At 72.3% G+C, this 25,514-nt stretch carries 20 protein-coding genes; 10 read left to right on the top strand and 10 right to left on the bottom strand.

Translation table 11 applies throughout. From position 1 onward, the window contains the following. The first annotated feature begins 147 nt into the window (after nucleotides 1-147). Together ACOWU6_RS11600 and ACOWU6_RS11595 are read left to right on the top strand one after the other, a co-directional pair. The gene (locus ACOWU6_RS11600) at nucleotides 148-567 is read left to right on the top strand and encodes a YciI family protein (RefSeq protein ID WP_271174014.1); all 420 of its coding nucleotides are present in this window, start codon (nucleotides 148-150) and stop codon (nucleotides 565-567) included. Between the two features lie 4 nt (nucleotides 568-571). Beyond that, nucleotides 572-1,861, top strand: coding sequence for an RNA polymerase sigma factor (locus ACOWU6_RS11595; protein WP_421075765.1), 1,290 nt, complete (start codon nucleotides 572-574; stop codon nucleotides 1,859-1,861). Here the strand turns inward: ACOWU6_RS11595 and ACOWU6_RS11590 are convergent, their stop codons facing one another. From ACOWU6_RS11590 to ACOWU6_RS11570, 5 genes are all read right to left on the bottom strand, one after another. Continuing rightward, nucleotides 1,862-2,788, bottom strand: a complete 927-nt coding sequence (locus ACOWU6_RS11590) for a carbohydrate kinase family protein (protein WP_421075764.1) — start codon at nucleotides 2,786-2,788, stop codon at nucleotides 1,862-1,864. 17 nt (nucleotides 2,789-2,805) lie between these two features. Then, nucleotides 2,806-4,005 carry a hypothetical protein gene (locus tag ACOWU6_RS11585; RefSeq protein WP_421075763.1) on the bottom strand — a complete coding sequence of 400 codons (1,200 nt, stop codon included), beginning with the start codon at nucleotides 4,003-4,005 and terminating at the stop codon, nucleotides 2,806-2,808. A gap of 118 nt (nucleotides 4,006-4,123) precedes the next feature. Continuing rightward, the gene (locus ACOWU6_RS11580) at nucleotides 4,124-7,399 is read right to left on the bottom strand and encodes a pectinesterase family protein (RefSeq protein WP_421075762.1); all 3,276 of its coding nucleotides are present in this window, start codon (nucleotides 7,397-7,399) and stop codon (nucleotides 4,124-4,126) included. Nucleotides 7,400-7,509: 110 nt separating this feature from the next. Beyond that, nucleotides 7,510-8,895 carry a DNA recombination protein RmuC gene (gene rmuC, locus ACOWU6_RS11575; protein ID WP_421075761.1) on the bottom strand — a complete coding sequence of 462 codons (1,386 nt, stop codon included), beginning with the start codon at nucleotides 8,893-8,895 and terminating at the stop codon, nucleotides 7,510-7,512. 62 nt (nucleotides 8,896-8,957) lie between these two features. Next, nucleotides 8,958-10,193, bottom strand: a complete 1,236-nt coding sequence (locus tag ACOWU6_RS11570; RefSeq protein WP_421075760.1) for a dicarboxylate/amino acid:cation symporter — start codon at nucleotides 10,191-10,193, stop codon at nucleotides 8,958-8,960. A gap of 284 nt (nucleotides 10,194-10,477) precedes the next feature. Here ACOWU6_RS11570 and rpsA point away from each other — a divergent pair, with 284 nt between their 5' ends. Continuing rightward, entirely contained in the window at nucleotides 10,478-11,926 is a 1,449-nt protein-coding gene (gene rpsA, locus ACOWU6_RS11565; protein ID WP_271174021.1) for a 30S ribosomal protein S1, read from the top strand. Between the two features lie 95 nt (nucleotides 11,927-12,021). Here rpsA and ACOWU6_RS11560 read toward each other — a convergent pair whose 3' ends face one another. Beyond that, entirely contained in the window at nucleotides 12,022-12,384 is a 363-nt protein-coding gene (locus tag ACOWU6_RS11560; RefSeq protein WP_271174022.1) for a VOC family protein, read from the bottom strand. A 170-nt stretch (nucleotides 12,385-12,554) separates the two neighbouring features. Here ACOWU6_RS11560 and ACOWU6_RS11555 point away from each other — a divergent pair, with 170 nt between their 5' ends. Together ACOWU6_RS11555 and ACOWU6_RS11550 are read left to right on the top strand one after the other, a co-directional pair. After that, nucleotides 12,555-13,274: a hypothetical protein gene (locus ACOWU6_RS11555; protein ID WP_421075759.1), complete on the top strand. Its 720-nt coding sequence runs from the start codon at nucleotides 12,555-12,557 to the stop codon at nucleotides 13,272-13,274. Nucleotides 13,275-13,437: 163 nt separating this feature from the next. Then, nucleotides 13,438-13,953 carry a hypothetical protein gene (locus tag ACOWU6_RS11550; RefSeq protein WP_421075758.1) on the top strand — a complete coding sequence of 172 codons (516 nt, stop codon included), beginning with the start codon at nucleotides 13,438-13,440 and terminating at the stop codon, nucleotides 13,951-13,953. 6 nt (nucleotides 13,954-13,959) lie between these two features. Here the strand turns inward: ACOWU6_RS11550 and ACOWU6_RS11545 are convergent, their stop codons facing one another. The 3 genes from ACOWU6_RS11545 to ACOWU6_RS11535 are packed head-to-tail and all read right to left on the bottom strand — an operon-like array spanning nucleotide 13,960 to nucleotide 17,116. Next, nucleotides 13,960-14,436 carry a tetratricopeptide repeat protein gene (locus tag ACOWU6_RS11545; RefSeq protein WP_324011620.1) on the bottom strand — a complete coding sequence of 159 codons (477 nt, stop codon included), beginning with the start codon at nucleotides 14,434-14,436 and terminating at the stop codon, nucleotides 13,960-13,962. Then, complete coding sequence (locus ACOWU6_RS11540; RefSeq protein ID WP_421075757.1) at nucleotides 14,433-15,128, bottom strand: SDR family oxidoreductase; 696 nt, start codon at nucleotides 15,126-15,128, stop codon at nucleotides 14,433-14,435. Before ACOWU6_RS11540 ends, ACOWU6_RS11545 begins: the two co-directional genes overlap by 4 nt. Then, on the bottom strand, nucleotides 15,125-17,116 hold the full coding sequence (locus tag ACOWU6_RS11535; protein WP_421075756.1) for an FAD/NAD(P)-binding protein: 1,992 nt from the start codon (nucleotides 17,114-17,116) through the stop codon (nucleotides 15,125-15,127). Before ACOWU6_RS11535 ends, ACOWU6_RS11540 begins: the two co-directional genes overlap by 4 nt. Nucleotides 17,117-17,150: 34 nt before the next feature. Between ACOWU6_RS11535 and coaE the strand changes: the two genes are divergently transcribed. The 4 genes from coaE to uvrB are packed head-to-tail and all read left to right on the top strand — an operon-like array spanning nucleotide 17,151 to nucleotide 22,218. After that, the gene (gene coaE, locus ACOWU6_RS11530) at nucleotides 17,151-17,753 is read left to right on the top strand and encodes a dephospho-CoA kinase (RefSeq protein ID WP_282979816.1); all 603 of its coding nucleotides are present in this window, start codon (nucleotides 17,151-17,153) and stop codon (nucleotides 17,751-17,753) included. Next, nucleotides 17,750-18,505, top strand: a complete 756-nt coding sequence (pxpA, locus tag ACOWU6_RS11525; protein WP_421075755.1) for a 5-oxoprolinase subunit PxpA — start codon at nucleotides 17,750-17,752, stop codon at nucleotides 18,503-18,505. The genes coaE and pxpA overlap by 4 nt, the downstream gene beginning before the upstream one ends. Further along, on the top strand, nucleotides 18,502-20,127 hold the full coding sequence (locus tag ACOWU6_RS11520; RefSeq protein WP_421075754.1) for a carboxyltransferase domain-containing protein: 1,626 nt from the start codon (nucleotides 18,502-18,504) through the stop codon (nucleotides 20,125-20,127). Before pxpA ends, ACOWU6_RS11520 begins: the two co-directional genes overlap by 4 nt. 9 nt (nucleotides 20,128-20,136) lie before the next feature. Beyond that, nucleotides 20,137-22,218, top strand: coding sequence for an excinuclease ABC subunit UvrB (gene uvrB / locus ACOWU6_RS11515; RefSeq protein WP_271174030.1), 2,082 nt, complete (start codon nucleotides 20,137-20,139; stop codon nucleotides 22,216-22,218). A gap of 46 nt (nucleotides 22,219-22,264) precedes the next feature. On the opposite strand, the gene ACOWU6_RS11510 is transcribed toward uvrB, so the two are convergent. Continuing rightward, the gene (locus ACOWU6_RS11510) at nucleotides 22,265-22,480 is read right to left on the bottom strand and encodes a hypothetical protein (protein WP_421075753.1); all 216 of its coding nucleotides are present in this window, start codon (nucleotides 22,478-22,480) and stop codon (nucleotides 22,265-22,267) included. A gap of 144 nt (nucleotides 22,481-22,624) precedes the next feature. Here ACOWU6_RS11510 and uvrA point away from each other — a divergent pair, with 144 nt between their 5' ends. Next, nucleotides 22,625-25,513 carry an excinuclease ABC subunit UvrA gene (gene uvrA, locus ACOWU6_RS11505; protein ID WP_282979820.1) on the top strand — a complete coding sequence of 963 codons (2,889 nt, stop codon included), beginning with the start codon at nucleotides 22,625-22,627 and terminating at the stop codon, nucleotides 25,511-25,513. The last annotated feature ends 1 nt before the right edge of the window (nucleotide 25,514 follow it).

Raw genomic sequence — 25,514 nt, 5'->3', positions numbered from 1 at the left:
CGACCGACCCGGCCGCCGCCCTCACGAGGGGCGGCGGCCGATCTTTTTCGAGTTTTCTCCGCCCGCATGTCGATCTGCGTCTGGCTCGTTCGACGCGTCAGTGAGAGGGTCGAGAGGCGGCCTTCGCACCAGACCGAGGAGAACATCATGGGCAAGTACATGCTGATCATGCGCGACACCGACGAGGCTCTCGCCGCGTCGAAGGAGATCCCCTTCGAGCAGATCATCGCGGCGATGGGGGCCTACAACGAGTCGATGATGAAGGCCGGCGTCCTCGCCGGCGGCGAGGGGCTCACGGACGCCGCAGAGGGCGTCGTCGTCGACTTCTCGAGCCAGCCGCCGGTCGCGACCGACGGCCCGTACGGCGAGACGAAGGAGCTCTTCAACGGCTTCTGGATCCTCGACGTGCCGACGATCGAGGAGGCGGTCGAGTGGGCCAAGCGCGCGCCGCTCGGCCCCGGCAGCAAGCTCGAGGTGCGCCGCATCAGCGGCGTCGAGGACTTCCCCGCCGACAACGAGTGGATCCAGAAGGAGGCCGGGTGGCGCGAGCAGCTCGGCACCGAGTGATTCCATGAGCGACACGACGGATGCCGCCGCGCGCGCATCGCGCGCGGCGGCATCCGCGCGCAGGAGCGTCGAGGCCGTGTGGCGGATCGAGTCGGCCCGCATCGTCGCGACGCTCACGCGGTTCACGGGCGACTTCGCGGCCGCCGAGGACCTCGCGCAGGACGCCCTCGCGGCAGCGCTCGAGCAGTGGCCGCGCGACGGGGTCCCCGCCAATGCGGGCGCCTGGCTCGTCGCGGTCGCCAAGCGCCGGGCGATCGACGGATGGCGGCGGCGCGAGCGGCTCGACGAGCGCTACGCGGCGATCGCGCGGGAGCTCGAGAGCGCCGACGCGGACACCGAGCCGTACGATCCCGACGAGATCGACGACGACGTGCTGCGGCTCGTGTTCATCGCCTGCCATCCCGCGCTCTCGCGCGAGGCGCAGATCGCGCTGACCCTCCGCGTCGTCGGCGGTCTCACGACCGAGGAGATCGCGCGCGCCTTCTTCCTGCCCGTCGCGACCGTCCAGCAGCGCATCGTGCGCGCGAAGAAGACGCTCGCCGCGGTGAAGGCGCCGTTCGAGGTGCCGGGGCGGGAGGAGTTCGCCGAGCGGATGGGCACGGTGCTGAGCGTGCTCTACCTCGTGTTCAACGAGGGGCACGTCGCCAGCTCGGGCGAGCGGTGGCTGCGCGCGGATCTCGCGCACGAGGCGCTCCGACTCGGCCGCGTGCTCGCGGAGCTCGCGCCGCGCGAGCCCGAGGTGCACGGCCTCGTCGCCCTCATGGAGTTCACGGCCGCGCGGTTCCCCGCGCGACTCGGCCCCGACGGCGAGCCGGTGCTGCTCGACCGGCAGGACCGGACGCGGTGGGACCGGCAGCTCATCGCCCGTGGCAGGGCCGCGCTCGCCCGCGCGGATGCGCTCGGGCGAGGGCGCGGGGCATACGCTCTCCAGGCGGCGATCGCCGAGTGCCACGACGTCGCGACCTCCGTCGAGTCGACCGACTGGGAGCGCATCGTCCTCCTCTACGAGGCGCTCGCGCGCCTCGCCCCCTCGCCCGTCGTCGAGCTGAATCGGGCGGTCGCCGTCGCGATGGCGACCGGCCCGGCCAGCGCGCTGCGGATCGTCGACGAGCTCGACCGGTCGGGCGCTCTCGCCGGCTCGCACCTGCTGCCGTCGGTCCGCGGTGAGCTCCTCGCGCGCCTCGGCCGGAACGCCGAGGCGCGCGCGGCCCTCGAGGAGGCGGCGCGGCGGACGGCGAACGAGCGCGAGCGCGACGTGCTGCGCGCGAAGGCCGCTGCGCTGCCCGAGGGGTGATCAGCCGCGGGCGTCGAGCTCGGCGCGCGTCGGCGGGTCGGCGCCGGGGCGCGACACCGTCACCGCGGCGGCGTCGGCGCTGCGCCGCAGGAGGGACGTCAGGCGCGCGCTGTCGAGCGCGGCGACCGTCTCTCGCGCGCGCGACCCGGACGCGCCCGCATCGAGCAGGCCGTCGACGAGTGCGCCCATGAAGGTGTCTCCGGCTCCGACGGTGTCGACCACGTCGACGCGCGGCGCGGGGACCCGCACGACCCCGCTCGCGGTCGCCGCGAGCGCTCCCTCGACCCCGGAGGTGATCACGACGAGCGCGGGTCCCGCGGCGACCCAGGCACGTGCGACCTCCTCGAGGTCGGCTCCGGGATGCAGCCAGGCGACATCCTCGTCACTCGCCTTCACCGCGTCCGCGTGCTCGATGAGCGCGCGGACGCGGCGGCGGACGTCGTCTGCGTCCGTCACGAGGCTCGGGCGGATGTTCGGGTCGAACGTCACCAGCGCGCGGCCGCGTGCGCGCTCGACGAGAGCGAGCACGGCGTCGGCGCCGGGGGCGAGCGTCGTCGCGATCGATCCGACGTGGACGGCGCCCGGGATGTCCGCGCCCGCGGCGTCGACATCCCACTCGATCGCGAACGCGTAGCGCGCGGCGCCGGTCGCATCGAGGACGGCCGTCGCGGTGGACGTCCGTGCGGCCGCGCGTCCGGTCACCTCGACGCCGGAGTCCTCGAGCCACGCGCGCACGAGGCGGCCGCGGTCGTCGTCGCCCACGTGCGTGAGGAGACGAGGGCGGCGGCCGAGGCGTCCCAGGGTGATCGCGACGTTCGCGGGGCTCCCGCCCGGCTTCTCGTCGACGCTCCCGTCGCCGCGGTGCACGATGTCGACGAGGGCCTCTCCGACGACGAGGACGTCGGGGGATGCGCCGATGGGCGTCATGGGTTCTCCTTGGCGGATCAGAAGGCGGCGGCGTACGCCTCGTAGGTGGTGCCCTCGGGGTGCACCTCGGTGAAGAGCGCCTCGAACGGAGCGCCCTCGTCGGCGGTGACGGCCGCGTCGGGGTAAGCCGTCGTGACCTCGAAGATCGCACCGTCGGCGTCCCGCGCGAGGACGATCACCTCGGCGAGGTCGATGTCGGCCGTGCCCTCCGCGGTCACGACGCCCTCGACGGCCGTCGAGTACTCGTCGGACACCTCGGTCAGCTCGCCGACGACGAGGGGACCGTACTCCTCGATGGGCGCCTCGTCGTACTCCTCGACGACCGGGTCGATCACCTCGATGCCGTCGATCTCCTCATCGGCGGCCTCGAAGTATCCCGTCACGACGGTTGTGCCCGGCAGCAGAGTGCGCGGCGTCGAGCCGGCGTCGAGCACGTCGCCGTCGGCCGTGCGCGCCTCGACGTCGAGGAACGCGTACTCGTATGCGACGTCGCTCTGCGGCACCTCGAGCACCGCGACGTACCACCAGTAGTCGTCGTCGCCCCGCAGACGGCCGAAGGCGGTCTCGGTCGTCTCGATGTCGACGGTGATCGACTCGGCGGGCGGCTCGTACAGATCGGTCGGGCCGAGTGCCGGCGGGGACGAGATGAACGAGCCCACGGCGGCGAAGACCGACACGACGAGGACGACGATCGACGCGATCCCGCCCGCGACCGCGACGACGATCGCGGCGATGCTGAGGCCCCTGCCCTCCGCCCTGCGGACGAGGGCGACGATCGCCACGACGATCGCGGCGATGAGGAACAGCCACGACAGGCCGGTCACGACGGGGATGAGGGCGAAGACGAAGCCGACGCCCGCGAGCACGATCGCGGTGATCGCGAGGGCCATGCCGGGTCGGGGACCCGGGGCGGATGGGGGCGCTCCGTAGGCGGCGTAAGGCGAGCCGTAGGGCGGTGCGGGCGGAGCGCCATAGGGCGGTGCGGGCTGAGCGCCGTAGGGCGGAGCGCCGTAGGGCGGAGCGCCGTAGGGCGGAGCCGGCTGTGCGCCGTAGGGCGGAGCCGGCTGAGCGCCGTAGGGCTGAGCGCCGTAGGGCGGTGCGGGCGGCGCCGCGTACGGCGGGATCGGAGCCGGGGGCGGTGTCGGCGCTGCCGACGGCGGCTGCGGGGGAGGCGACGCGGGAGCCGGAGGGATGTCGGGCGTGCTGTCGTCGGTCACGAGCGCCTCCTCGATGGCTGGGCGGACGGCGGCGCCGTGCGCGGTGTCCCTCCATCATCGTGCATGCGCCAGGCGGTGCGGGAGCGTCGTCGGACGCTCCCGCACCGCCGACCCGCGCTCAGAGCCAGGGGCTCCAGCCGTCGTCGCCCTGCAGGTACGCCTCCCGCGTGTGCTCGCGAGCCTGCTCCTTCGTCAGCTGCGGTCGTCCGTCGGCGCCCGCGACGGCGGCCCCGTCGCCCCGGTTCCGGTACTCGGCGAACCGATCGTCCTGCCACCGCCATCCGCTCATGTCCGTCCACGCCGGCGTGGAGATGTGCGCACCGAGGTGCGAGTTGCGGACGACCATCGACGGGTCGACGTCGGGGTTGCTGCTCGGGTGCCACGGCCGACCGAGGAACACCGTGCCGGCGGCCGCGTCGGACGTGAACCGGCTGCCCTGGAAGAGGAAGCCCGCGACCCCCGCCGCGGTCGAAGGCGCCGCGACGTAGCCGTTCACGGTCTGGCCGCGGTCGAGGGAGTGGATCCGGCTGTCCTCGAACACGGCCGTGGCGCGTCCGTAGATGAAGTCCACGTCGCCCTCGATGTAGGAGTCGGTCACGTACACGCGCGAGGTCTGCGTGATGTGCGGGGTGTCGGCGAGGAACGTGTCCTGGTTGCCGAGCAGGCGCACGCCGTCGAGCACCGTGCGGTCGCCCACCGTGCGCAGCGCAAGCGCCTGGCTCTGCCCCTTCGCGGCCTCGTCGTAGGCGTTCTCGATCGTGAGGTCAGCGAGCGTCACATCGTCGGCCATCGCGGAGACGGTGGGCGAGCCGGTGTGCCCCTGCGTGCCGCCGTAGAACTTCTGCTGCCCGGCCGCGAGATCGTACGTGATCACGACGTCCTCGGCGATGCCCGTCGCGCCGCGGATCGTGAGCCCGTCGGCGTCCGGCCAGATCCGGACGACCTCGCGGTACACGCCGGGCTGCACGACGACCTCGACGGGATGATCCGCGCGTGCGGCGGCGCCGACGGCAGCGCTCACGCTCGCGAAGTCGCCCGTGCCGTCGAGCGCGACCGTGACCGAGTCGCCGACGGCCTCCTCGTCGCCGAGCGAGCCCGCATGCGCGGCGAGGATCGCGGGGATCTCCCGGGCGGGGTCGGGGTGGTACGCGTAGCGATCGGCGGGCTCGAACGTCGCGCCCGTGTCGTCGCGTCGACCGCGGGTGCCCGTGAACACGTTGTCCCGGGAGTCCACGGCCGAGCCGTCGCCGTAGGCCACGATGGGGTCCTCGCCGTTCTCGAAGTAGCTCTGCTCGACGACCACCTGCGATCCCTCGCGCGCGAGCATGCCGTAGCTCCCCGTGCCCTCGAGATGGTTGTTGTACGCGTGCGCGGCGGATGCCCCGCCGATGCTCGCGTTGCGCTGGTAGGTGTTCGAGAAGCGGTTGTGGTGCAGCGTGATCTCCGTCGCGACCTCCTCGGACCATCCGATCCCTACCGTCTTGTTGTGGTCGGAGAACGTGTTCCACGACAGCGTCACCGCCGTCGACCCCTTCCGCACGTCGACGAGGCCGTCGCCGAGGCGCGCGAAGTCGTTGTGGTCGATCCACACGTGCGTCGCGGCATCCATCCGGACGCCGTCGTTGTCGTTCTCGCGGGACTTGCCGTCCCAGTCGCCGGGGACGTACGAGTCGCGGAAGGAGAGGTTCCGCACGATGACGTTGGACGAGCCCCTGAGGAGGAGGCCGCCGCCGACGAGCGCGGCATCGGCGTCGGCTCCCGCGATCGTCTTGTCGTCGGCGACCTCGATCATCTCGCCGAACGGGACCTCGATGGCGCCCTCGACGAGGATGACGAGCGGATGGCGCGCGGCCGCGTGCCGGGTGAGCTCGTCGGCCGTGCGCACGGTCACGGTCGCGCCGCCCGCTCCGCCCGTCGTGCCCTGCGGCCGCTCGGGCGACGGGAGCGAGGCGAAGCCGGTCGCCGTGGGCGCCCACACCGGCCCGTCGGCGGTCGCATCGGCGGGCGCGCCGATCACGGCGAGCAGATCCGCTCCCGCATGCGCAGGGTCGAGCGGGTCGCGCCAGGTCTCGAGGACGCCGGAGCCGGCCCCCTCGGCGACCGCGCGGGCCGCGACCTCCGCGGGCTGGATCGGGCCATGCGGGCCGGCGGTCCCGGTCACGGCGCCCGCGAGGGGCAGATCCGGGTTCGCCGCGTTGTAGGCCGCGAGCACGTCGACCTCCGCGCCGTTCACCCAGGTGCCCGCGGCGTCGATGCCGGTGCCGCCGAAGTGGCCGATGATCCGGTCGGGGGTCACTCCCTCGGCGAGCTCGAAGGTGTTCTCGCGCGCGATGATGCTCGATTCGACGCCGACGCCCCACGAGTAGATGTAGTGGCCGGGGTCGGTCACCCGGTAGGTGTTGTCGTACACGTGCGCCTGCCCGAAGCGCACGCGGGGAGCGCGCTGGTTGAGGTCGACGAGCTCGTTGTGGTGCAGCGTGACCCGCAGCGCGCCGCGGTCGGTGATGCGATCGTCGCCGTTGCCCCAGAGGAGCGACTTGTCGTGCCCCTGCATCCGGCTCCACGAGATCGTGACGAGGTCGGCCGCGCGGACGACGTCGAGCAGGCCGTCGTGCCGCAGGAAGCGCTCGCCGAAGTAGACCGGCTGATCGGCGTCGACCGTGTCGCCGTCGTCGAGGGTGAGGTGGTCGAGCCAGACGTGCGTCGATCCCGAGACGACGAGGTTGTCCCATTCGGTCTTCCAGGTCTCGCCGTTCCACGTCGGGAAGCAGTCGTAGGCGTCGGAGATGCGGAGGTTCCGGATGATCACGTCGTCGACACCCGACACCTGGAAGGTGAATCCCGTGAGCGCGACGTCGCCCACGCCGATGACCGTCGTGTTCGAGCCGATGCGCGCCTCGATCTGCGCGCGCTGCACTGCCTGCGACGCCTTGCGCGCGTCTTCCAGCGCCCCCTTCGCAGGGCCGCTCCACACCGCGGGGTCGTATGCCGCCAGGTACGCGTCGAGCGAGTAGCCGTCTCGTGCGTACTCCTCGCACGCGATCCGCGTGCCGTCGGCGCGGGTGTTCGCGTCGATGTCCGCGACGACCCGGACGATCTTGGGCTCGTCGCCCGCAACGGCCGCGACGAGCTCGTCGCGGGTGCGGACGTCGATCACGCGGTCGGCCGGCGCGTCGGCCCCGCCGGTCGTCCCGCCGTCGAGGGAGGCCCATCCGTCGCCCGCGGGAAGCGTCTGCCGCTCCACGGGGACCGCAGGCGCCGGCGCGCCCTCCGCTGCGGGGGCGGCGCTCGGCTGGGCGTGCGCGGGCGCCGCGAGGAGGGATGCGCCGACGGCGGTCGCGAGGACGCCGACGGCGATCGGGGAGGGGTGTCGTCGAGGATGTCTCCAGGGCATGTTCGCTCTCCTTCGAGGGACCGGCGGTGCAGGCGCACCGGGCACGTCATCGTGCAGTAACCGGTTTCTCGAAAGCTAGCGACGCCCATGGGCGTCGTCAAGAGGGGCGGTCAGAGGCGCTCCTCGCGCACCTGCGCGATCGCCTCGGGCGCGAACGACGCCGTCGGCTCGTCGGCGTAGAGGTCGGCCTTCTGCGGCGCGATCGCGAGCGCCTCGACAGGCGCCGTCTCCGTCAGGACCTCGTCGAGGCCCTGCAGGGCGCTGAAGCGGCGCGCCTGGGTCACGACGTTCCGGTCGAGCGATCCGGCGAAGCGGTTGTACGCCTCGACGGTGGCGTTCAGGCGCTTCCCGAGCGTCGCGAGGTGCGCGCCGAGCGTGCCGAGGCGCTTGTGCAGCTCCTTGCCGACGAGGAAGATCTGCTGCGCCTCCTGCGCGAGCTGGTCCTGTCGCCACGCGTGACCCACCGTGCGCAGCAGGGCGACGAGCGTCGAGGGAGTCGCGATCACGACGTTGCGCTCGAACGCGTACTCGTACAGTGTCGCGTCCTCGTCGAGGGCGGCGGCGAGGAAGGGCTCGGCGGGGACGAACATCACGACGAACTCGGGCGACCCGGCCACCGCATCCCAGTACTCCTTCGCGCCGAGGTCGTCGATGTGCTTGCGGAGGTGGCGGGCGTGAGCCTGCAGTCGCTGCGCGCGCACCGCGTCGTCGGTCGCCTCCATGGCCTCGAGGTAGCCGCTGAACGCGACCTTGGAGTCGACGACGACGCGCTTGTCGCCCGCGAGGTGGATGACGAGGTCGGGCCGGAGCGCTCCGTCGTCGGTGACATGGTGGGACTGCTCGGCGAAGTCGACGTGGTTGAGCATGCCGGCGGCCTCCACGACCCGCCGCAGCTGGAGCTCGCCCCACCGCCCGCGCACCTGAGGAGCGCGCAGCGCGTTCACGAGGTTGCGGGTCTCCGAGCCGAGCGCCTCCGACGAGCGCCGCATGTGCGCGAGCTGCTCCGCGAGAGCGGCGTTCGCCTCGAGCCGCGCCCTCTCGGCGGTCGACACCTCGGTCTTGACGGTGTCGAGCGTCTCGCGGATGGGGGCGATGAGCCGCTCGACCGCCTCCTGCCGTCGGCGCAGCTCGGCCGCGCCCTCGCTCTGGCTGCGCGTGAGGCGCTCCTCGGCCTGCGCGAGGAAGCTCCGCGTGTTGGCCTCGAGCGCGCGCCGGCTGAGCGCGTCGAACTCGTCGGCGAGGCGCTTCTGGTCGGCGCGCAGCTCGTCGACCCGCTCGGCTGCGCGCGTGCGCTCCTCCGCGACGCGCGCCGCGGTCTCCGCGCGCGCCGACGCGACGTCGCGCTGCAGGCTCGCGATCTGCAGGCGGGCGGCGCCGAGCTCCGCGCGCTGCTCGGCGTCTGCCGCGCTCCCGCGCTGGCGGCCGACGACGAAGCCGAGCGCCCCGGCGAGGGCCGCGGCGATCACGGCGATGGCGATGACGAGGAGGATGTCCATACCGGCATTGTGCGCGAGGGGTCGGACATCCTCGGGCGCGCCGAGCGCGCGCCCCTCGCCGGTCAGGTGCGGACGGCGTCCTGCTGCTCCGAGTCCTCGCCGATCCTGCCCCGCGCGAGCCTGTTGATGACGAGTGCGATCGCGCCGTCGCCGGTCACGTTCGTCGCCGTGCCGAAGCTGTCGAGTGCGATGTACAGCGCGAACATGAGGCCGACCTCGGTCTCGCCGAAGCCGAGCATGCTCGTGAGCAGACCGGCGGCCGCGGCGATCGCGCCGCCGGGGACGCCGGGCGCCGCGATCATCATGACGCCGAGCATGAGGAGGAACGGCAGGTAGGACCCGAGCTCGACCGGCCCGCCCGTGATGAGCAGGATCGCGATCGAGAAGCAGGTGATCTTCACCATCGAGCCCGAGAGGTGGATGGTCGCGCACAGCGGCACGACGAACCCCGCGACCGCGTCGCTCACGCGATTGCGCTTGACCGACTCGAGCGTGACCGGGATGGTTGCGGCCGATGACGAGGTGCCGAGCGCCGTGCCGTAGGCGTCGCGCATGTTCCAGAGGGCCTTGAGCGGGTTGACGCCCGCGATCGCGCCCGCGGCCGCGTACTGGAGAAGGAGCACGACGAGCGTGAGCCCGAACGAGATGGCCGCGACCACCAGGAACCGGCTCACCACATCGGCGGCCTCGCCGCTCTTGGCGAGGTCCATGAAGATGCCGAAGATGTAGAGGGGGAGCGCCGGCACGATGACGTGGCGGATGAGCGACTCGATGATCGTGCGGAACTCGACGGCCGCCTTGAGGACGACCGATCCGCGGATGGCCGTGAGTCCGATGCCGACGACGAACGCGAGCACGAGCGCGGTCATGACGTCGAGTGCGGGCGGCAGCACGATCTCGGTCGCCGAACCGCTCGGGGCGGACGCGACCGTGAAGTACGGGGTGAGCCCGGAGCCGCCGCCCTCGGTGAGCGCCTCGAGACTCCGGTCGCTCATCACCGGGGTGAGGAGCCACCGGCTGGCGGCGTAGGCGAGGAGGCCGGCGAGGATGGTCGACGCGTACGCGATCGCCGCCGTCAGCCCGAGCCACCGGCCGGCGCCGCGTCCGAGCTCGGCGATCGCGGGCGTCACGAGCCCGACGATGATGAGCGGGACCGAGAATCCGAGCAGGCCCGAGAAGACCGAGTTGTAGGTGAGGAAGACGTTGCCGAGCCACTCCGGCATGACGGGCCCGGTGAGGATGCCCAGCGCGATCGCGATGACGATCCAGGCGAGGAGGGGGAGGCGGAGGAATGTCATCGGGATCCCGATCGGCCGTCGCGGCGCACCGGCCCGGCGCCGGCGCGTGCGGCCCGGTCGGCCGCGCAGGTCATCGTAGCCGCGTGGCCGCGGACATCGCGATCTGATAACCTTGACTGTCGCGCGCGTGCGCGCTCTTGGCGTGCCGCCGAGTGCCGCGTAGCGTGGGACAGCACAATCCAATCCACTGCCTCGGCTCATCCGGGGTGCCGTGCGTCGGCCAGCAGGCCCATGGCATCCGAGTCGCGAGGCCCGATCATCCCTCAACAAGGACAACCCACTACATGACTAACGCAACGACCGCCCCGGCCACCAAGCAGGTCGCGATCAACGACATCGGCTCTGCTGAGGACTTCCTGGCCGCGGTCGAGAAGACGCTCAAGTTCTTCAACGACGGCGACATCATCGACGGCACGATCGTCAAGATCGACCGCGACGAGGTCCTCCTCGATGTCGGCTACAAGACCGAGGGCGTCATCCCCTCGCGCGAGCTTTCCATCAAGCACGACGTCGACCCCAACGAGGTCGTCAGCGTCGGCGACCACGTCGAGGCCCTCGTCCTCCAGAAGGAGGACAAGGAAGGCCGTCTGATCCTGTCGAAGAAGCGTGCGCAGTACGAGCGCGCGTGGGGCGACGTGGAGAAGATCAAGGAGAACGACGGCGTCGTCACCGGCACGGTCATCGAGGTCGTCAAGGGTGGTCTCATCGTCGACATCGGGCTGCGCGGCTTCCTCCCCGCGTCGCTCATCGAGCTCCGCCGCGTGCGCGACCTGACGCCGTACCTCGGCCAGGAGATCGAGGCGAAGATCCTCGAGCTCGACAAGAACCGCAACAACGTCGTGCTCTCGCGCCGCGCGCTCCTCGAGGAGACGCAGTCGGCCACGCGCACGCAGTTCCTCAACAACCTGCACAAGGGCCAGGTCCGCAAGGGCGTCGTCTCGTCGATCGTCAACTTCGGTGCGTTCGTCGACCTCGGCGGCGTGGACGGCCTCGTGCACGTCTCGGAGCTGTCGTGGAAGCACATCGAGCACGCCTCCGAGGTCGTCGAGGTCGGCCAGGAGGTCACCGTCGAGATCCTCGAGGTCGACCTCGACCGCGAGCGCGTCTCGCTCTCGCTCAAGGCGACGCAGGAGGACCCCTGGCAGGTCTTCGCCCGCACCCACGCGATCGGCCAGATCACGCCGGGCAAGGTCACGAAGCTCGTGCCGTTCGGTGCGTTCGTCCGCGTCGCGGACGGCATCGAGGGCCTCGTCCACATCTCGGAGCTCTCGAACAAGCACGTCGAGCTCGCCGAGCAGGTCGTCTCGGTCGGCGAGGAGGTCTTCGTCCGCGTCATCGACATCGACCTCGACCGCCGTCGCATCTCGCTCTCGCTCAAGCAGGCGAACGACCTCGTCGACCCCAACGGCACCGAGTTCGACCCGGCGCTGTACGGCATGGCCACCGAGTACGACGAGAACGGCGAGTACAAGTACCCCGAGGGCTTCGACCCCGAGAGCGGCCAGTGGCTCGAGGGCTTCGACGAGGCCCGCGAGAAGTGGGAGCAGGAGTACGCTGCCGCCCAGGCTCGCTGGGAGTCGCACAAGGCCCAGGTCGCCAAGGCCCTCGAGGCCGAGGCCGAGGCCGGCGAGGAGTTCGGCGCGCCGACCTTCTCGAGCGAGTCGACCGGCGCCGGCACGCTCGCCGACGACGAGGCTCTCGCCGCTCTGCGCGAGAAGCTCTCCGGTCGCTGAATCCCGCTGACGCGGCGGATCTGGTCCGCTGACGCTGCGATCACACGGCAAAGGGCCGGCTCCTTCGGGAGCCGGCCCTTCGTCGTGCGCGCCGGCTACATGCCGACGACGCCCTCGAAGAGTCCGATGTCGTTGCCGTCCGGATCGCGGAAGACGGCCCACCAGCTCGTCTCGGTGATCGGCGTCTTCTCCATGACGACCGTCGCGCCGGCGGCCTGCGCCTTCGCCAGCACGTCGTCGATCGAGTCGACCTCGACGTATGAGCGCGGCTGCGTGAAGTCCGCGCTGCGCGGCGCGAGCCCTCCGCCCGAGATCTTGTTCGGCGCCTGCCACATGGGGTACTCCTCGAAGCCCGGAGGCGCCGAGATCTCCCATCCGAACAGCTCTCCGTAGAACGCCGCGGCGCGATCGAGGTCGGACACCGGGATGTCGATGTGGGTGATGTCTCCGTGGGGCATGGCGGTCCTTTCACAGCGGGTGGCGGTGGACGCGGTCACCGTACCGCCGCCGGCGGGGGAGGACAAGGGCACGGCCCGCGAGAGCGCACAGCGGACGCATAGAGAAGGGACACGCGGCACGGAGCCAGGGGCGCTATCTTCGGATCACGAACCCCGACAGGAGGTTGATCATGGGATTCCTCGACCGCATCAGGCAGGCTGCGCGCGACGTCATGGGCGACGAGCGCTCCTCGACCTCCGTCGATCAGGATCGCACGCGCAGCTACGCGCAGACCCCGCCTCCGCAGACGACCGCCTTCGGCACGATCGACGCCGACGGGCGGCCCGCCTCGCGCTCGTACACGACGGACACCACTCCGCCTCCGCCGGGCGCCGCAGGCCGGAGCGAGGACGAGATCGCCGTCGAGCGCTACCGCTACCTCCTCCGCACGGCCCCGCCCGAGACGATCGAGCAGGTGCACGCCGAGGCGTTCGGCCGGCTCACCGAGGCTCAGCGGCAGCAGGTCCTGGCGGATCTGTCGCAGACCCTGCCCCCGCAGGAGCGCCCTGCGAATGCGGATCCCGCGACGATGGCACGGGCCGCCACGCGGGCCGAGTACCTCAACCCGGGCACGATGGAGCGCACGCTGGGCGGCGGCCGTCAGGGCCCGGGACTCGGGACGATCGTCGGCGGATCCCTGCTCGGGACGGTCGCCGGCTACGTCGTCGGCTCGGCGCTCGTGAGCGCCTTCCTCGCGCCGTCCTTCGCCGGCGGGGAGGACGCCTCGGGCGGCGAGGCCGCGTCGGACGCCGGCGGCGCGGATGGCGCCGATGCGGCTGCCGACGGCGGCGCCGCCGACATCGGCGGCTTCGGAGATTTCGGAGGAGATTTCGGCGGCTTCGAGTTCTGACTCGCCGCCTCGGACTCGGGCTCTTTGGGAGAGGAGCCCGTGCTCGGATTCTCGGGAGAGGAATCCGTGGGAGAGAGAAGGGCGCCCCGGCCGGACCACCCCCAACCGGCCGGGGCGCTCGTTCGCGCACGCGCGCCGCGCGCCGACCTGACACGATGGGCAGATGAGCATCGCCACGAGAGCCCACGCGCCCATCCGGATGGTGGTGTTCGATCACGACGACAGCACCGGGAAGGTCCGCGAGGCGGTGCGGCCGCTGCGCGCATCGTCACGCCTCGAGTTCGTCGCCTGCGATGACGTCGACCAGTTCGTCCAGGCTCTCGCCGAGCCTGCCGAGCTCCTCGTCGTCATGACGCACGGCGACGAGGACGGGGGATTCCGCAGCGGTGGCGACGAGGAGCCGCATCCGCGCGAGCTCCTGCCCGCGCTGCGCTGCCGGGCCCTGCTGTCGTTCGTGTGCGACCATGGCGGCGACGCCCTGTGGGCCACCGACGCGAACGGCGCCGTGACGCGGCTCGTGAACGACCAGCTCGTGCACACCGCCGACATCCTGCGTATCCTCGATGTGCTCGGTGCGAACGACTTCGGGGCGAACCGCAGCGGACTGCTCGGGCTGCTCCGCGCGACGAGGAACCGCTTCCCGAAGATCAGCGCACGCTGGCGGATCGTCTCCGCATGAGGCCGCTCACTCGCCCGTGAGCTCCCGCGCATACGCTGCCGCCGAGCGGCGGTAGCGCGGCAGCGACGGGACGAGCGCCTCGATCGCCGTCCGCAGCGCCTCCGCGTCGCGGCCCGCGCTGTGCAGCGCGAGGGCGAGGAACACCTCCCGCGCGGCACCTGTCGCGGGGTGAGCAGGCGCGGCCTCGAGGAGGGCGATCGCGTCGTCGGCGCGGCCGAGGTTGCGCAGCGTCGATGCGCGCTGGATCGCGAGCTGCGCGGCCCGATCGGGGTCGAGGTCCGCGATCCCCGCGGCGGCAGCCCGCTCGTAGAGCTCGAGGGCCTCCGCCTCGCGGCCGACGCTGTCGTGCGCGCCGCCCAGCTCGAACGCCGCGAGCGCGGGATGCGGCGCATCCGCCGCGACCGCGGCCATCCGCTCGACGAGGGTGGATTCGTCGTCGTCGGCCCAGACGGCCGCGACCCGCTTCTCCCATTCCGCGTTCACAGGCGTGCGATCTCCTGGCGCGGGCGCAGCGCCACATCCGTGATGTGCGCGTCGGCGGGCAGGTCGACGACGTAGCGGACCGACGCCGCGACGGTCGCGGGGCGGATGTACCGCTCGGCGGTGTAGCTCTCGGCGGGGATCCCGGCGCGCAGCATGGGCGTGTCGGTCTGGCCGGGTGCGATCGTGACGACGCGCATGCGGTGCCTCTCCTCGTCGAGGCGCAGCACGTCGGCGACGGCTCGGAGGGCGTGCTTCGACGCCGTGTACACCGCACTGCCGGGCACCGGCCGCGTACCTGCTCCCGAGCCGATGAACACGACGGTCGCCGCGCTCGCGCGCAGCTGGGGCAGCAGAGCGCGCGTGAGGAGCGCGGGCCCCACGACGTTCGTCGACAGCATCCGCAGCCAGTCGTCCTCCGTCGCGTCCTCGACCGAGATGTGGTCGCCCACCGCGGCGGCGTGCACGAGGACATCGACGCGGTCGAGGTCGGAAGAGAGAGCGGCGAGCGCGTCGCGGTCGGTGACGTCCAGGCGGCGGGGCTCGGCGTGGGTCTCGGCCGCGAGCGCCGCGAGCGCGTCCTCGCGGCGTCCGAGTGCGATGACGCGGTGCGTGCGGACGAGGTCGCGCACGATCTCGGTGCCCATCCCGCCGGTGGCTCCCGTGACGATCGCGACGGGTCGGTTCTCGGTCATGTCGTGCTCCCGTGGTCGGATGCCGCGGCCGCGGCGATGAGGGACCGTGCGACGCGATCGGTCTCGCGCAGCATGGTGGGGTCGGTGCGCGGCATCGGGCTGATGATCGCGTCGTGCATGGTCTCGTCGATCGGGATGCCGGCCACGTGGAACGACGGGTCGACGGTGCCGTCGGCGTGCACGAGGCGCCCCGTGGCGGGCTCGATGTCGAATCCGCCGGTCGCCACGCCGCCCGACGCCCGGGACGGCGCCTCGAACGGGCGGACCCTGCCGTCCGCCGCGAGCGAGCGGACGAGCGGGTCCGCGGTCTCCGCCACGTCGTGGGCGTGCATCCACGCGTCCACGAGCACGGGGGCCGAGACCCCGGAGCCGGAGACCGCGGGCGAGGATGCGTGGAACGCGCCGTCGGCGGACGTCACAGCGGCGCCCGGGCCGATGAAGCGCACGATGCCCGCGCGCATGAGGGCGAGCAGCTGCCGGCTGCGGAACGCGGGCGGCCCCGATCCGACCATCCCGCCGACCGTCATCAGGGCTCGGAACCCCGCGGCGCGGGACTCCGCGTCGAAGCCGCCGAACGCGCCGATGCGGCTCACCACGCCGCGGGCGGACGCGATCGACCACAGCGCCGCCTTGAGCGGGCTGTCGAGGCCGCGCTCGGCCTCGGCGAGGTCGTCGAGGACGAACCGCTCGACCCAGGACGCGTACTCCGCAGGCGACGCCCACGTGGCGCCCTCGCCCGGCAGGATGGCCGCCGCCAGGTCGAGCCGATCGTCCGGATCGGCGACGAACGGGGAGACCGCGTCGGCGAGCACGGCGATCCGCTCGCGGGTCGCGGCGCCCGTCGCCTCGAGCGGAGCGGAGCGGATGGCGTCGAGGGCCGCGCGGAGATCCACGGCCTCCGGCTTCACGCGCGCGAGCGTCGTGTGGTAGTCGGCGAACGCGTCGCGCAGGATGAGCGGCCACACACGTCCGTCGAAGTCGATGGGGCGGGGGACAGCCGTCCAGTCGACGGCGCGGAGGTGGTGCTGAGGAGCCCGCGGCGGGAGGGAGCCGTACAGCGTCTTCGCGCGGAACGGCACCCCGCGCCGCGACGTCACGTGGAGCAGGGGCTCGCGCCCCGACGGCTCGTATCGGAGGCCGCCCGGAGCGCCGGCGTCGTCGGCGAAGCGCCCGCCGCGCCCGACGCTCAGCAGGGCCATGGCGTCGAAGAAGCCCATGCCGAGCCCCCGCACGATCGCCTCGGCGCGGTCGGGCACCCTGTCGAGGGACTGATCGGCGGGCGAGTCGGGGCGGACCCAGATGAGGGAGGGGTGCGCGTCGACCGCACCGAGGATCCTGCGTTCCTCGGCGGTCACCGTGCGCTCGAGCCATCCGGTCGCCGCGACGACCGCGTCGGCCGCGATCTCCCGATCGCCGAGGTCGAGGATGTCGCGCCCGTCGTGACGCCGGGCGCCGACCACGCGGGCGACGTGCTCGTGGACGCGCACGCCCGCGGGGAGGGTCGCCTTCGCATGCGCGAGGCACCACGCGATGTACTCGCCGTAGAGGGCGCGCGACGGATGCGACTCCGGGCGCTGCGCGCGCAGCTCGGCGCCGTACTCATCCGCGAGGCCGGGACGGACCGGCACACGGGCGAAGGCGGCGGCGTGCGCCTCAGGGATGCGCGAGACGACGGCATCCGCGCCGCCGTGAGCGCCGTGCCGGACGAGCTGGCACCACTCGTAGAGGGTCGGGCCGGGGCGGATCGGGCCGGCGATGCTCGCGGCGTCGTCCGTGAAGAGCGTCACGGCGTCGGCGAGCGTGTTCATGCACAGCTCGCGCGGCTGGTCGGTGCGCCAGATCCGGCCGGCTCCGATCTGCGTGTCGTCGATGAGGTGCACGTCGAGCGCGGCGCCGCGAGGGAGGTTCGCGCCGATCCGCTCGAGCAGCGAGACCCCGCGGGGTCCGCCGCCGACGATCGCGATGACGGGTCGGGCAGTGGTGGGCATCCCCTCCATTCTCGCGCGCTCCTAGACTGGCGGCATGCCACTGGTAGCACTGACGGGCGGGATCGCGTCAGGCAAGTCGACCATCGCGCGCCGGCTCGCGGAGCACGGCGCGGTCATCGTGGACGCCGACGCGCTCGTCCGAGAGGTGCAGGCGCCCGGCCAGCCCGTGCTCGCGGCGATCGCCGCGGAGTTCGGCGACGACGTGCTGACGGAGGACGGCGCACTCGACCGTGCGGCGCTCGGCGCGATCGTGTTCGGCGACCGGGAGCGGCTCGCGCGCCTCAACGCGATCGTCCACCCGGCCGTCAAGGTCGAGTCGCAGCGCCGCTTCCGCGCCGCGCTCGATGCCGATCCGGACACCGTGGTCGTCTACGACGTACCCCTGCTCGCCGAGGCGCGCGGGGCGGGGGAGTGGGATCGGATCGTCGTCGCGCATGCTCCGGCGGACGTGCGCCGTCGTCGCCTGGTGACCGAGCGGGGCATGAGCGAGGCAGACGCCGCCGCCCGGATCGCCAGCCAGGCCGGCGACGACGAGCGGCTCGCCCTCGCGGATGTCGTCATCGACACGTCGGGCTCGCTCGACGAGACGCTCGCCCAGGCCGACGCGCTCTGGCGATCTCTCACGGGCGGCCCGTGATCGACCTCAACGCCGACCTCGGCGAGAACGCGCCGGATCGCGTCGTGAGCGACGACGACGCGATGCTCGCGGTGGTCACGAGCGCGAACGTCTCGTGCGGCGCGCACGCGGGAACACCCGACGGGATCCGCGCGACGCTCCGCGCGGCGGCCCGGCGCGGCGTCGTCGTCGGCGCGCATCCTGGCTACGAGGACCGAGCGGGATTCGGACGTCGCCCCGTCGAGATCGGCGCGGCCGCGCTGCAGGAGAGCATCGAGCGCCAGCTGCACGACCTGCAGGCTCTCGCCGACGGCGCGGCCATCCGCTATGTCAAGCCGCACGGCGCGCTGTACAACGCCGCCGCGTCCGATCCGGTGCGCGCTGCCGCCGTCGCCGCGGCCGTCCGCGCGGTCGATCCGCGGCTCGTCGTCCTGGGCCTGCCCGCCAGCGCCCTCCTCGCGGCGGCAGCACGCGCGGGGCTCGCCACCGCCACCGAGGCGTTCGCCGACCGCGGCTACCTGCCCTCGGGCGCGCTCGCACCACGCGGCGAGGCGGGAGCGCTCCTGCACGACCCCGATGTCGTCGCCCAGCGGGTCCTGCGCCTCGCGCGGGACGGCGAGATCGAGGCCGTCGATGGGACCGTCATCCGCGTCCGCCCCGCCTCGGTCTGCGTGCACGGCGACAGCCAGGGGGCCGTCGCCATGGCGACGGCGGTGCGCGCCCTGCTCGAGCGCGAGGGCATCGCGATCGCCCCCTTCGCCGGCCGCCCATGAGGCGCATCCTCACGGCATCCGACCGTGCCCTCCTCGTCGAGGTGGACGACCTCGAGAGCGCGGTCCGGCTCCACGCGGCGCTCGAGGCGGCGCCGCCCGTCGGGGTCGTCGAGCTCGTCCCGGCCGAGCGCACCGTGCTCGTGCGCTGCGAGCCGCGGCGCCTGCCCGAGGTGCGGATCGCGCTCGAGCGGATCGCGCTCGCGGCGCGCACGGCCGCCGCCGACCGCCGCGTCGAGATCCCCGTGCACTACGACGGCGAGGACCTCGACGAGGTCGCGGAGCACCTCGGCCTCTCGCCCGCCGAGGTCGCTGCCCGCCACCAGACGGCCACCTGGCGCGTCGCGTTCACGGGGTTCGCGCCGGGCTTCGGCTACCTCGTGGGCGACGACCCCGTGTTCGACGTGCCGCGGAGGGCGTCGGCTCGCGCGCGCGTCCCTGCGGGAGCGGTCGCGCTCGCCGGCCGGTACTCGGGCGTCTACCCGCGGGAGAGCCCGGGCGGCTGGCAGCTGATCGGGCGCACCGACGCCGCGCTCTGGGACCTCGACCGGGATCCGCCCGCGCTCCTGCTCCCGGGAACGACCGTGCGCTTCGTCGAGGCCTCGCGCGCGCATCCCGCGACCGCGGCCGACCGACGCAGGGGACGTCCGGCTCCGCTCGGAGCGCGCGCGGTCGACATGCCGGGCGATCGCGGCATCGCCGCTGCCGTCGAGGTCATCGAGCCGGGGCTGCAGCTCCTCGTTCAGGATCTCGGCCGACCGGGTCGCGCGCACCTCGGCGTCTCCGCGTCGGGCGCTGCCGACCGCGGGGCCCTTCGCGCGGCCAACGCCGCGGTCGGCAACGGGCACGGCGAGGCCGGCCTCGAGCTGCTCGGCGGCGGAGTGCGGCTGCGCCTCCGCGGCGCGGGCGTCCTCGCGCTCGCGGGCGCGGAGGTCGACGCCGCGCTCGTGCACGACGACGGCGGGAGCGAGCCGGTGCCGCGCGGCGCGCCGACCGCCTTCCGCGAGGGCGACGAGCTCGTGACGGGCTTCGCGACGCGCGGTGTGCGCGCCCTCGTGGCGTTCCGAGGCGGTCTCGCTCTCACTCCCGTGCTCGGCAGCCTCGCGACCGACACCCTCGCCGGCATCGGGCCGCGCGAGCTCGGCGGACGCGCTCTCCGAGCGGGCGATGTCGTCCCGCTGCGCGGGCTCTCCGGGGTCCGCAAGGCCGTGGCACCGTGGTCACCCGCGCCGTGTGCTCTTCCCGCCCCTGGCGAGACCGTCGAGCTGCGGGTCGTGCTCGGGCCGCGCGACGACTGGTTCGCGGCGGACGCCCTCGACGCGCTCCTCGGCGACGAGTGGGCGGCGACGTCCCGCTCGGATCGGGTCGGGATCCGCCTCGAGGGGGCGCGGCCGCTCGCGCGCGCCGTGCCGGGCGAGCTCCCGAGCGAGGGGACGGAGACGGGGGCCGTCCAGGTGCCGCCGCACGGCCATCCGGTCGTCTTCCTGCCCGACCACCCGCTCACCGGCGGCTATCCCGTGATCGCCTCGGTGGTGGCCGCCGACCTCGACCTGGCGGGGCAGATCCCGCCCGGCGCGCGCGTGCGCTTCCGGCTCTCCGGCGCCGATGTCGGACGCCCCTCCTAGGCTGGAGGCATGCAGACCACACGCAGCGTCCGGCCCTTCGAGGTGGTGAGCGAGTACCAGCCCAGCGGCGACCAGCCCAAGGCGATCGCCGAGCTCGCCGCGCGCATCAACGCGGGTGAGACCGACGTGGTCCTGCTCGGCGCGACCGGAACGGGCAAGTCCGCGACGACCGCGTGGCTCATCGAGCAGGTGCAGCGCCCCACGCTCGTCCTCGCGCACAACAAGACCCTCGCGGCGCAGCTCGCGAACGAGTTCCGCGATCTCCTGCCGAACAACGCGGTCGAGTACTTCGTGTCGTACTACGACTACTACCAGCCAGAGGCGTACGTCCCGCAGACCGACACCTTCATCGAGAAGGACTCGTCGATCAACGCGGAGGTCGAGCGGCTGCGGCACTCCACGACGAACACGCTGCTGAGCCGCCGCGATGCCGTCGTCGTGAGCACGGTGTCCTGCATCTACGGCCTCGGCTCGCCCGAGGAGTACCTCCGCGCGCTCGTCGCGCTCCAGGTGGGGGAGCGCTACGACCGCGACGCGATCATCCGCCAGTTCGTGGCGATGCAGTACAACCGCAACGACGTCGACTTCTCGCGCGGCAACTTCCGCGTCCGCGGCGACACGATCGAGATCATCCCCGTGTACGAGGAGTTCGCCATCCGGATCGAGCTGTTCGGCGACGAGATCGAGGCGCTCTACAAGCTGCACCCGCTCACGGGCGATGTCATCGAGCGCATGGACGCGGTCGCGATCTTCCCCGCGACGCACTACGCGGCCGGCACCGACACCGTGCAGCGGGCGATCAAGACCATCGAGGAGGAGCTCGCCGAGCGCCTGCAGGAGTTCGAGAAGCAGGGCAAGCTGCTCGAGGCGCAGCGGCTGAAGATGCGCACGACCTTCGACCTCGAGATGCTGCAGCAGCTCGGCTTCTGCTCCGGGATCGAGAACTACTCGCGCCATCTCGACCAGCGCGCGCCGGGCGAGCCGCCGCACACCCTGCTCGACTTCTTCCCCGACGACTTCCTCCTCGTCATCGACGAGTCGCACGTCACGGTGCCGCAGATCGGCGCGATGTACGAGGGAGACGCATCCCGCAAGCGCACGCTCGTCGAGCACGGCTTCCGCCTGCCGAGCGCGATGGACAACCGGCCGCTGCGGTGGGACGAGTTCAAGGAGCGCATCGGGCAGACGGTCTACCTGTCGGCGACCCCCGGCAAGTACGAGATGGGCGTGGCCGACACGGTCGTGGAGCAGATCATCCGCCCGACGGGCCTCGTCGACCCGCGGATCGTCGTCAAGCCGTCCAAGGGGCAGATCGACGACCTCCTCGAGCAGATCCGCCAGCGCGTCGACCGCGACGAGCGCGTGCTCGTCACGACGCTCACGAAGAAGATGGCGGAGGAGCTCACCGACTTCCTCGGCGAGCACGGCGTCCGCGTCCGGTACCTCCACTCCGACGTCGACACGCTGCGGCGCGTCGAGCTGCTCACCGAGCTGCGTCAGGGCGTGTACGACGTGCTCGTCGGCATCAACCTGCTGCGCGAGGGGCTCGACCTCCCCGAGGTCTCGCTGGTCGCCATCCTCGACGCCGACAAGGAGGGCTTCCTGCGCTCGGGCACCTCGCTCATCCAGACGATCGGGCGCGCCGCGCGCAACGTGTCCGGCGAGGTGCACATGTACGCCGACAGCATCACCGACTCGATGCGCAAGGCGATCGACGAGACCGAGCGGCGGCGCGAGATCCAGATCGCCTACAACCGCGAGCACGGGATCGACCCGCAGCCCCTGCGCAAGAGGATCGCCGACATCACCGACTCCCTCGCGCGCGAGGAGGCCGACACCGCGAGCCTGCTCTCGAAGCGGGACTCCGCGCGCACCAAGACCGGCAAGGGGCGCGCGCCCACGCCCGTGCGCAAGCGCGAGGGCATCGCCGCGGAGGGGGCCATGCAGCTCGAGGAGGCGATCGCCGACCTCACGCAGCAGATGCTCGTCGCCGCCGAGGAGCTCAAGTTCGAGCTCGCCGCGCGGCTGCGCGACGAGGTCCAGGACCTCAAGAAGGAGCTCAGGCAGATGGAGAAGGCCGGGCACGCGTGAGCGCGCGGTCCGCGTCGGGCGGGGCCCGGCGCGGACGCGGCTGCACTCAGTCCTCCGGGCAGTAGAGCACGCCGTCGCGCTCGACGTGCTCGACGCGCGTTCGACCGCAGTGCGTGCACGGCGCGCCGGGTCCGTCGCCGAGCTGCGCGGGTCCGGCGATGCGGATGAGCACGTCGTTGGCCCACTCGTAGATGCCGCCCGCGTCGCGGATGCGCTCCCGGAGATGCGGGTGGTGGTGCGTTCCGCTCTCCATGATGATCATCTCCTCTCCCTCCAGTGTGCGCCTCCCCGGGCGCGGAGGACAGGGGATGCGCGGCACCGCTCGCCACGCGCGGATCTTCGAATCCGCTGAGCGAACACGTCGAACAAACGTCCAGATGTCCGTGGGGGTCCGTAGGATTGGATCGTGCCCATCATCCCCGTCGCCTCGCCCGGAAAGATCAGTGTCCGCGGTGCCCGCGTGCACAATCTCAAGAACGTCGACCTCGACATCCCGCGCGACGCGCTCGTCGTGTTCACCGGCCTGTCGGGCTCGGGGAAGTCGAGCCTCGCGTTCGACACGATCTTCGCGGAGGGGCAGCGGCGCTACGTCGAGTCGCTGAGCGCGTACGCGCGCCAGTTCCTCGGCCAGGTCGACCGCCCCGACGTCGACCTCATCGAGGGCCTGAGCCCCGCGGTGTCGATCGACCAGAAGTCGACGAACCGGAACCCGCGCTCGACCGTCGGCACGATCACCGAGATCTACGACTACCTGCGCCTCCTGTGGGCGCGCATCGGCGTGCCGCACTGCCCGCAGTGCGGCGAGCGGATCCAGCGCCAGACCGTGCAGCAGATCGCCGACCAGCTGATGACCCTCGAGGAGGGCACGCGCTACCAGATCGTCGCGCCCGTCGTCACGCAGAAGAAGGGCGAGTTCGTCGACCTCTTCAAGGAGCTCGCGGCCAAGGGCTACTCGCGCGCGGTCGTCGACGGCGAGCTCGTGCAGCTGGCTGAGCCGCCCGTGCTCAAGAAGTCGTACAAGCACGACATCGCGGTCGTCGTCGACCGTCTCGTCGCTCGCGCCGACATCCTCGGCCGCGTGACCGACTCCGTCGAGACCGCGCTCGGCCTCGCGGGCGGCGTCCTCCAGGTCAACTTCGTCGACGAGGAGGGCGACGACGCGTGGCAGTCGTTCTCCGAGAAGCTCGCCTGCCCCAACGGGCACGCGCTGCAGCTCACCGAGATCGAGCCGCGCACGTTCTCGTTCAACGCCCCGTTCGGCGCCTGCCCCGCGTGCTCGGGTCTCGGCACCCGGATGTCCGTCGACGTCGAGCTCATGCTCGGCGATGAGGAGCTCTCGATCCGCGAGGGCGTCATCGTGCCGTGGACGACGCAGGGCAAGGGCCTCTTCCAGTACTACGAGCGTCTCCTCGAGGGCCTCGCCGACGAGATGAGCTTCTCGCTCGACACCCCGTGGCGGGCGCTCCCGCAGATCGTGAAGGACGCGGTCCTGCACGGGCAGGACTACAAGGTCAACGTGCGGTTCAAGAACCGCTGGGGCCGCGAGGTCCGGTACGCGAGCGGCTTCGAGGGCGTCGTGCCCTACATCGAGCGCCAGTACGCGCAGGCCGAGACCGACACCACGCGCGCGCGGTGGGCGGAGTATCTGCGCGAGGTCCCCTGCCCCGTGTGCGACGGCGCGCGCCTCAAGCCCGAGGTGCTCGCGGTCAAGGTGGGCGGCCGGTCGATCGCCGAGACGGCTGACCTCAGCCTCGAGGACACGCTCGCGATGATGAACCAGGTCACGCTGACCGACCGCGAGAAGCAGATCGCCGCGCAGATCCTGCGCGAGATCCGCGTCCGCCTCGAGTTCCTCATCCAGGTCGGCCTCAACTACCTCACGCTGAGCCGCGCCGCCGGGTCGCTCTCGGGCGGGGAGGCGCAGCGCATCCGGCTCGCGACGCAGATCGGGACGGGCCTGACGGGCGTGCTCTACGTGCTCGACGAGCCGTCGATCGGCCTCCACCAGCGCGACAACCGGCGACTCATCGAGACGCTCGTCACGCTGCGCGACCTCGGCAACACGCTCGTCGTCGTCGAGCACGACGAGGAGACGATCGAGGCGTCCGACTGGGTCGTCGACATCGGCCCGCGCGCGGGCATCGGCGGGGGAGAGGTCATCCACTCCGGTCCGTTCGAGGCGCTCGTCGAGGACGAGCGGTCGCTCACGGGCGACTACCTCGCCGGCCGGCGGATGATCGAGATCCCGCGCAAGCGCCGCCGGATCGACCGCAAGCGCATGCTCTCGGTCGTCGGAGCCCGTGCGAATAACCTCAAGAATGTGACCGCCGAGTTCCCGCTGGGCGTGCTCACGGCGGTCACCGGCGTGAGCGGGTCGGGCAAGTCGACCCTCGTGAACGACATCCTCTACGAGGTGCTCGCCCAGCGCCTCAACGGCGCCCGCACCGTGCCCGGCAAGCACACGCGCGTCACGGGCCTCGAGCACCTCGACAAGGTCGTGCACGTCGACCAGGCGCCGATCGGGCGCACGCCGCGGTCGAACCCCGCGACCTACACAGGCGTCTTCGATCGCATCCGCAACCTGTTCGCGGAGACGCCGGAGGCCAAGGTGCGCGGCTACAAGGCCGGCCGCTTCAGCTTCAACGTCAAGGGCGGGCGGTGCGAGGCGTGCTCGGGCGACGGCACGCTCAAGATCGAGATGAACTTCCTCCCCGACGTCTACGTCGACTGCGAGGTGTGCCACGGCAAGCGCTACAACCGCGACACCCTGCAGGTGCACTACAAGGGCAAGAACATCGCCGAGGTCCTCGAGATGTCGATCGCCGAGGCCGAGGAGTTCTTCGAGCCGATCCAGGCCATCCACCGGTACATGAAGACGCTCGTCGACGTGGGGCTGGGCTACGTCCGGCTCGGGCAGGCGGCGACGACCCTCTCCGGCGGCGAGGCGCAGCGCGTCAAGCTCGCAACCGAGCTGCAGAAGCGCAGCAACGGGCGCTCGATCTACGTGCTCGACGAGCCGACGACGGGTCTGCACTTCGAGGACGTCCGCAAGCTCCTCGAGGTGCTGAACGGGCTCGTCGACAAGGGCAACAGCGTCATCGTGATCGAGCACAACCTCGACGTCATCAAGTCGGCCGACTGGATCGTCGACCTCGGCCCCGAGGGCGGCTCGGGCGGCGGAACGATCGTCGCGACGGGCACGCCCGAGCAGGTCGCGAAGACCGACGGCAGCCACACGGGCGCGTTCCTCGCCGAGGTGCTCGGGATGGCCGAACGGCAGCGCAAGGCCGGCTGAC

Source organism: Microbacterium sp. SA156, assembly GCF_049065455.1.
Classification (GTDB): Bacteria; Actinomycetota; Actinomycetes; order Actinomycetales; family Microbacteriaceae; genus Microbacterium; species Microbacterium barkeri.
This window is presented reverse-complemented; position numbering and strand designations above follow the sequence as displayed.

Excerpts from the sequence above, each read along its gene's own strand:
- ACOWU6_RS11510 (WP_421075753.1), bottom strand. The coding sequence starts at position 22,480 with ATGATCATCATGGAGAGCGGAACGCACCACCACCCGCATCTCCGGGAG.
- ACOWU6_RS11590 (WP_421075764.1), bottom strand. The coding sequence starts at position 2,788 with ATGACGCCCATCGGCGCATCCCCCGACGTCCTCGTCGTCGGAGAGGCC.
- ACOWU6_RS11520 (WP_421075754.1), top strand. The coding sequence starts at position 18,502 with ATGAGGCGCATCCTCACGGCATCCGACCGTGCCCTCCTCGTCGAGGTG.
- rpsA (WP_271174021.1), top strand. The coding sequence starts at position 10,478 with ATGACTAACGCAACGACCGCCCCGGCCACCAAGCAGGTCGCGATCAAC.
- ACOWU6_RS11595 (WP_421075765.1), top strand. The coding sequence starts at position 572 with ATGAGCGACACGACGGATGCCGCCGCGCGCGCATCGCGCGCGGCGGCA.
- ACOWU6_RS11550 (WP_421075758.1), top strand. The coding sequence starts at position 13,438 with ATGAGCATCGCCACGAGAGCCCACGCGCCCATCCGGATGGTGGTGTTC.
- ACOWU6_RS11580 (WP_421075762.1), bottom strand. The coding sequence starts at position 7,399 with ATGCCCTGGAGACATCCTCGACGACACCCCTCCCCGATCGCCGTCGGC.
- ACOWU6_RS11600 (WP_271174014.1), top strand. The coding sequence starts at position 148 with ATGGGCAAGTACATGCTGATCATGCGCGACACCGACGAGGCTCTCGCC.
- uvrB (WP_271174030.1), top strand. The coding sequence starts at position 20,137 with ATGCAGACCACACGCAGCGTCCGGCCCTTCGAGGTGGTGAGCGAGTAC.
- ACOWU6_RS11540 (WP_421075757.1), bottom strand. The coding sequence starts at position 15,128 with ATGACCGAGAACCGACCCGTCGCGATCGTCACGGGAGCCACCGGCGGG.
- ACOWU6_RS11555 (WP_421075759.1), top strand. The coding sequence starts at position 12,555 with ATGGGATTCCTCGACCGCATCAGGCAGGCTGCGCGCGACGTCATGGGC.
- ACOWU6_RS11535 (WP_421075756.1), bottom strand. The coding sequence starts at position 17,116 with ATGCCCACCACTGCCCGACCCGTCATCGCGATCGTCGGCGGCGGACCC.
- ACOWU6_RS11560 (WP_271174022.1), bottom strand. The coding sequence starts at position 12,384 with ATGCCCCACGGAGACATCACCCACATCGACATCCCGGTGTCCGACCTC.
- ACOWU6_RS11570 (WP_421075760.1), bottom strand. The coding sequence starts at position 10,193 with ATGACATTCCTCCGCCTCCCCCTCCTCGCCTGGATCGTCATCGCGATC.
- coaE (WP_282979816.1), top strand. The coding sequence starts at position 17,151 with ATGCCACTGGTAGCACTGACGGGCGGGATCGCGTCAGGCAAGTCGACC.
- rmuC (WP_421075761.1), bottom strand. The coding sequence starts at position 8,895 with ATGGACATCCTCCTCGTCATCGCCATCGCCGTGATCGCCGCGGCCCTC.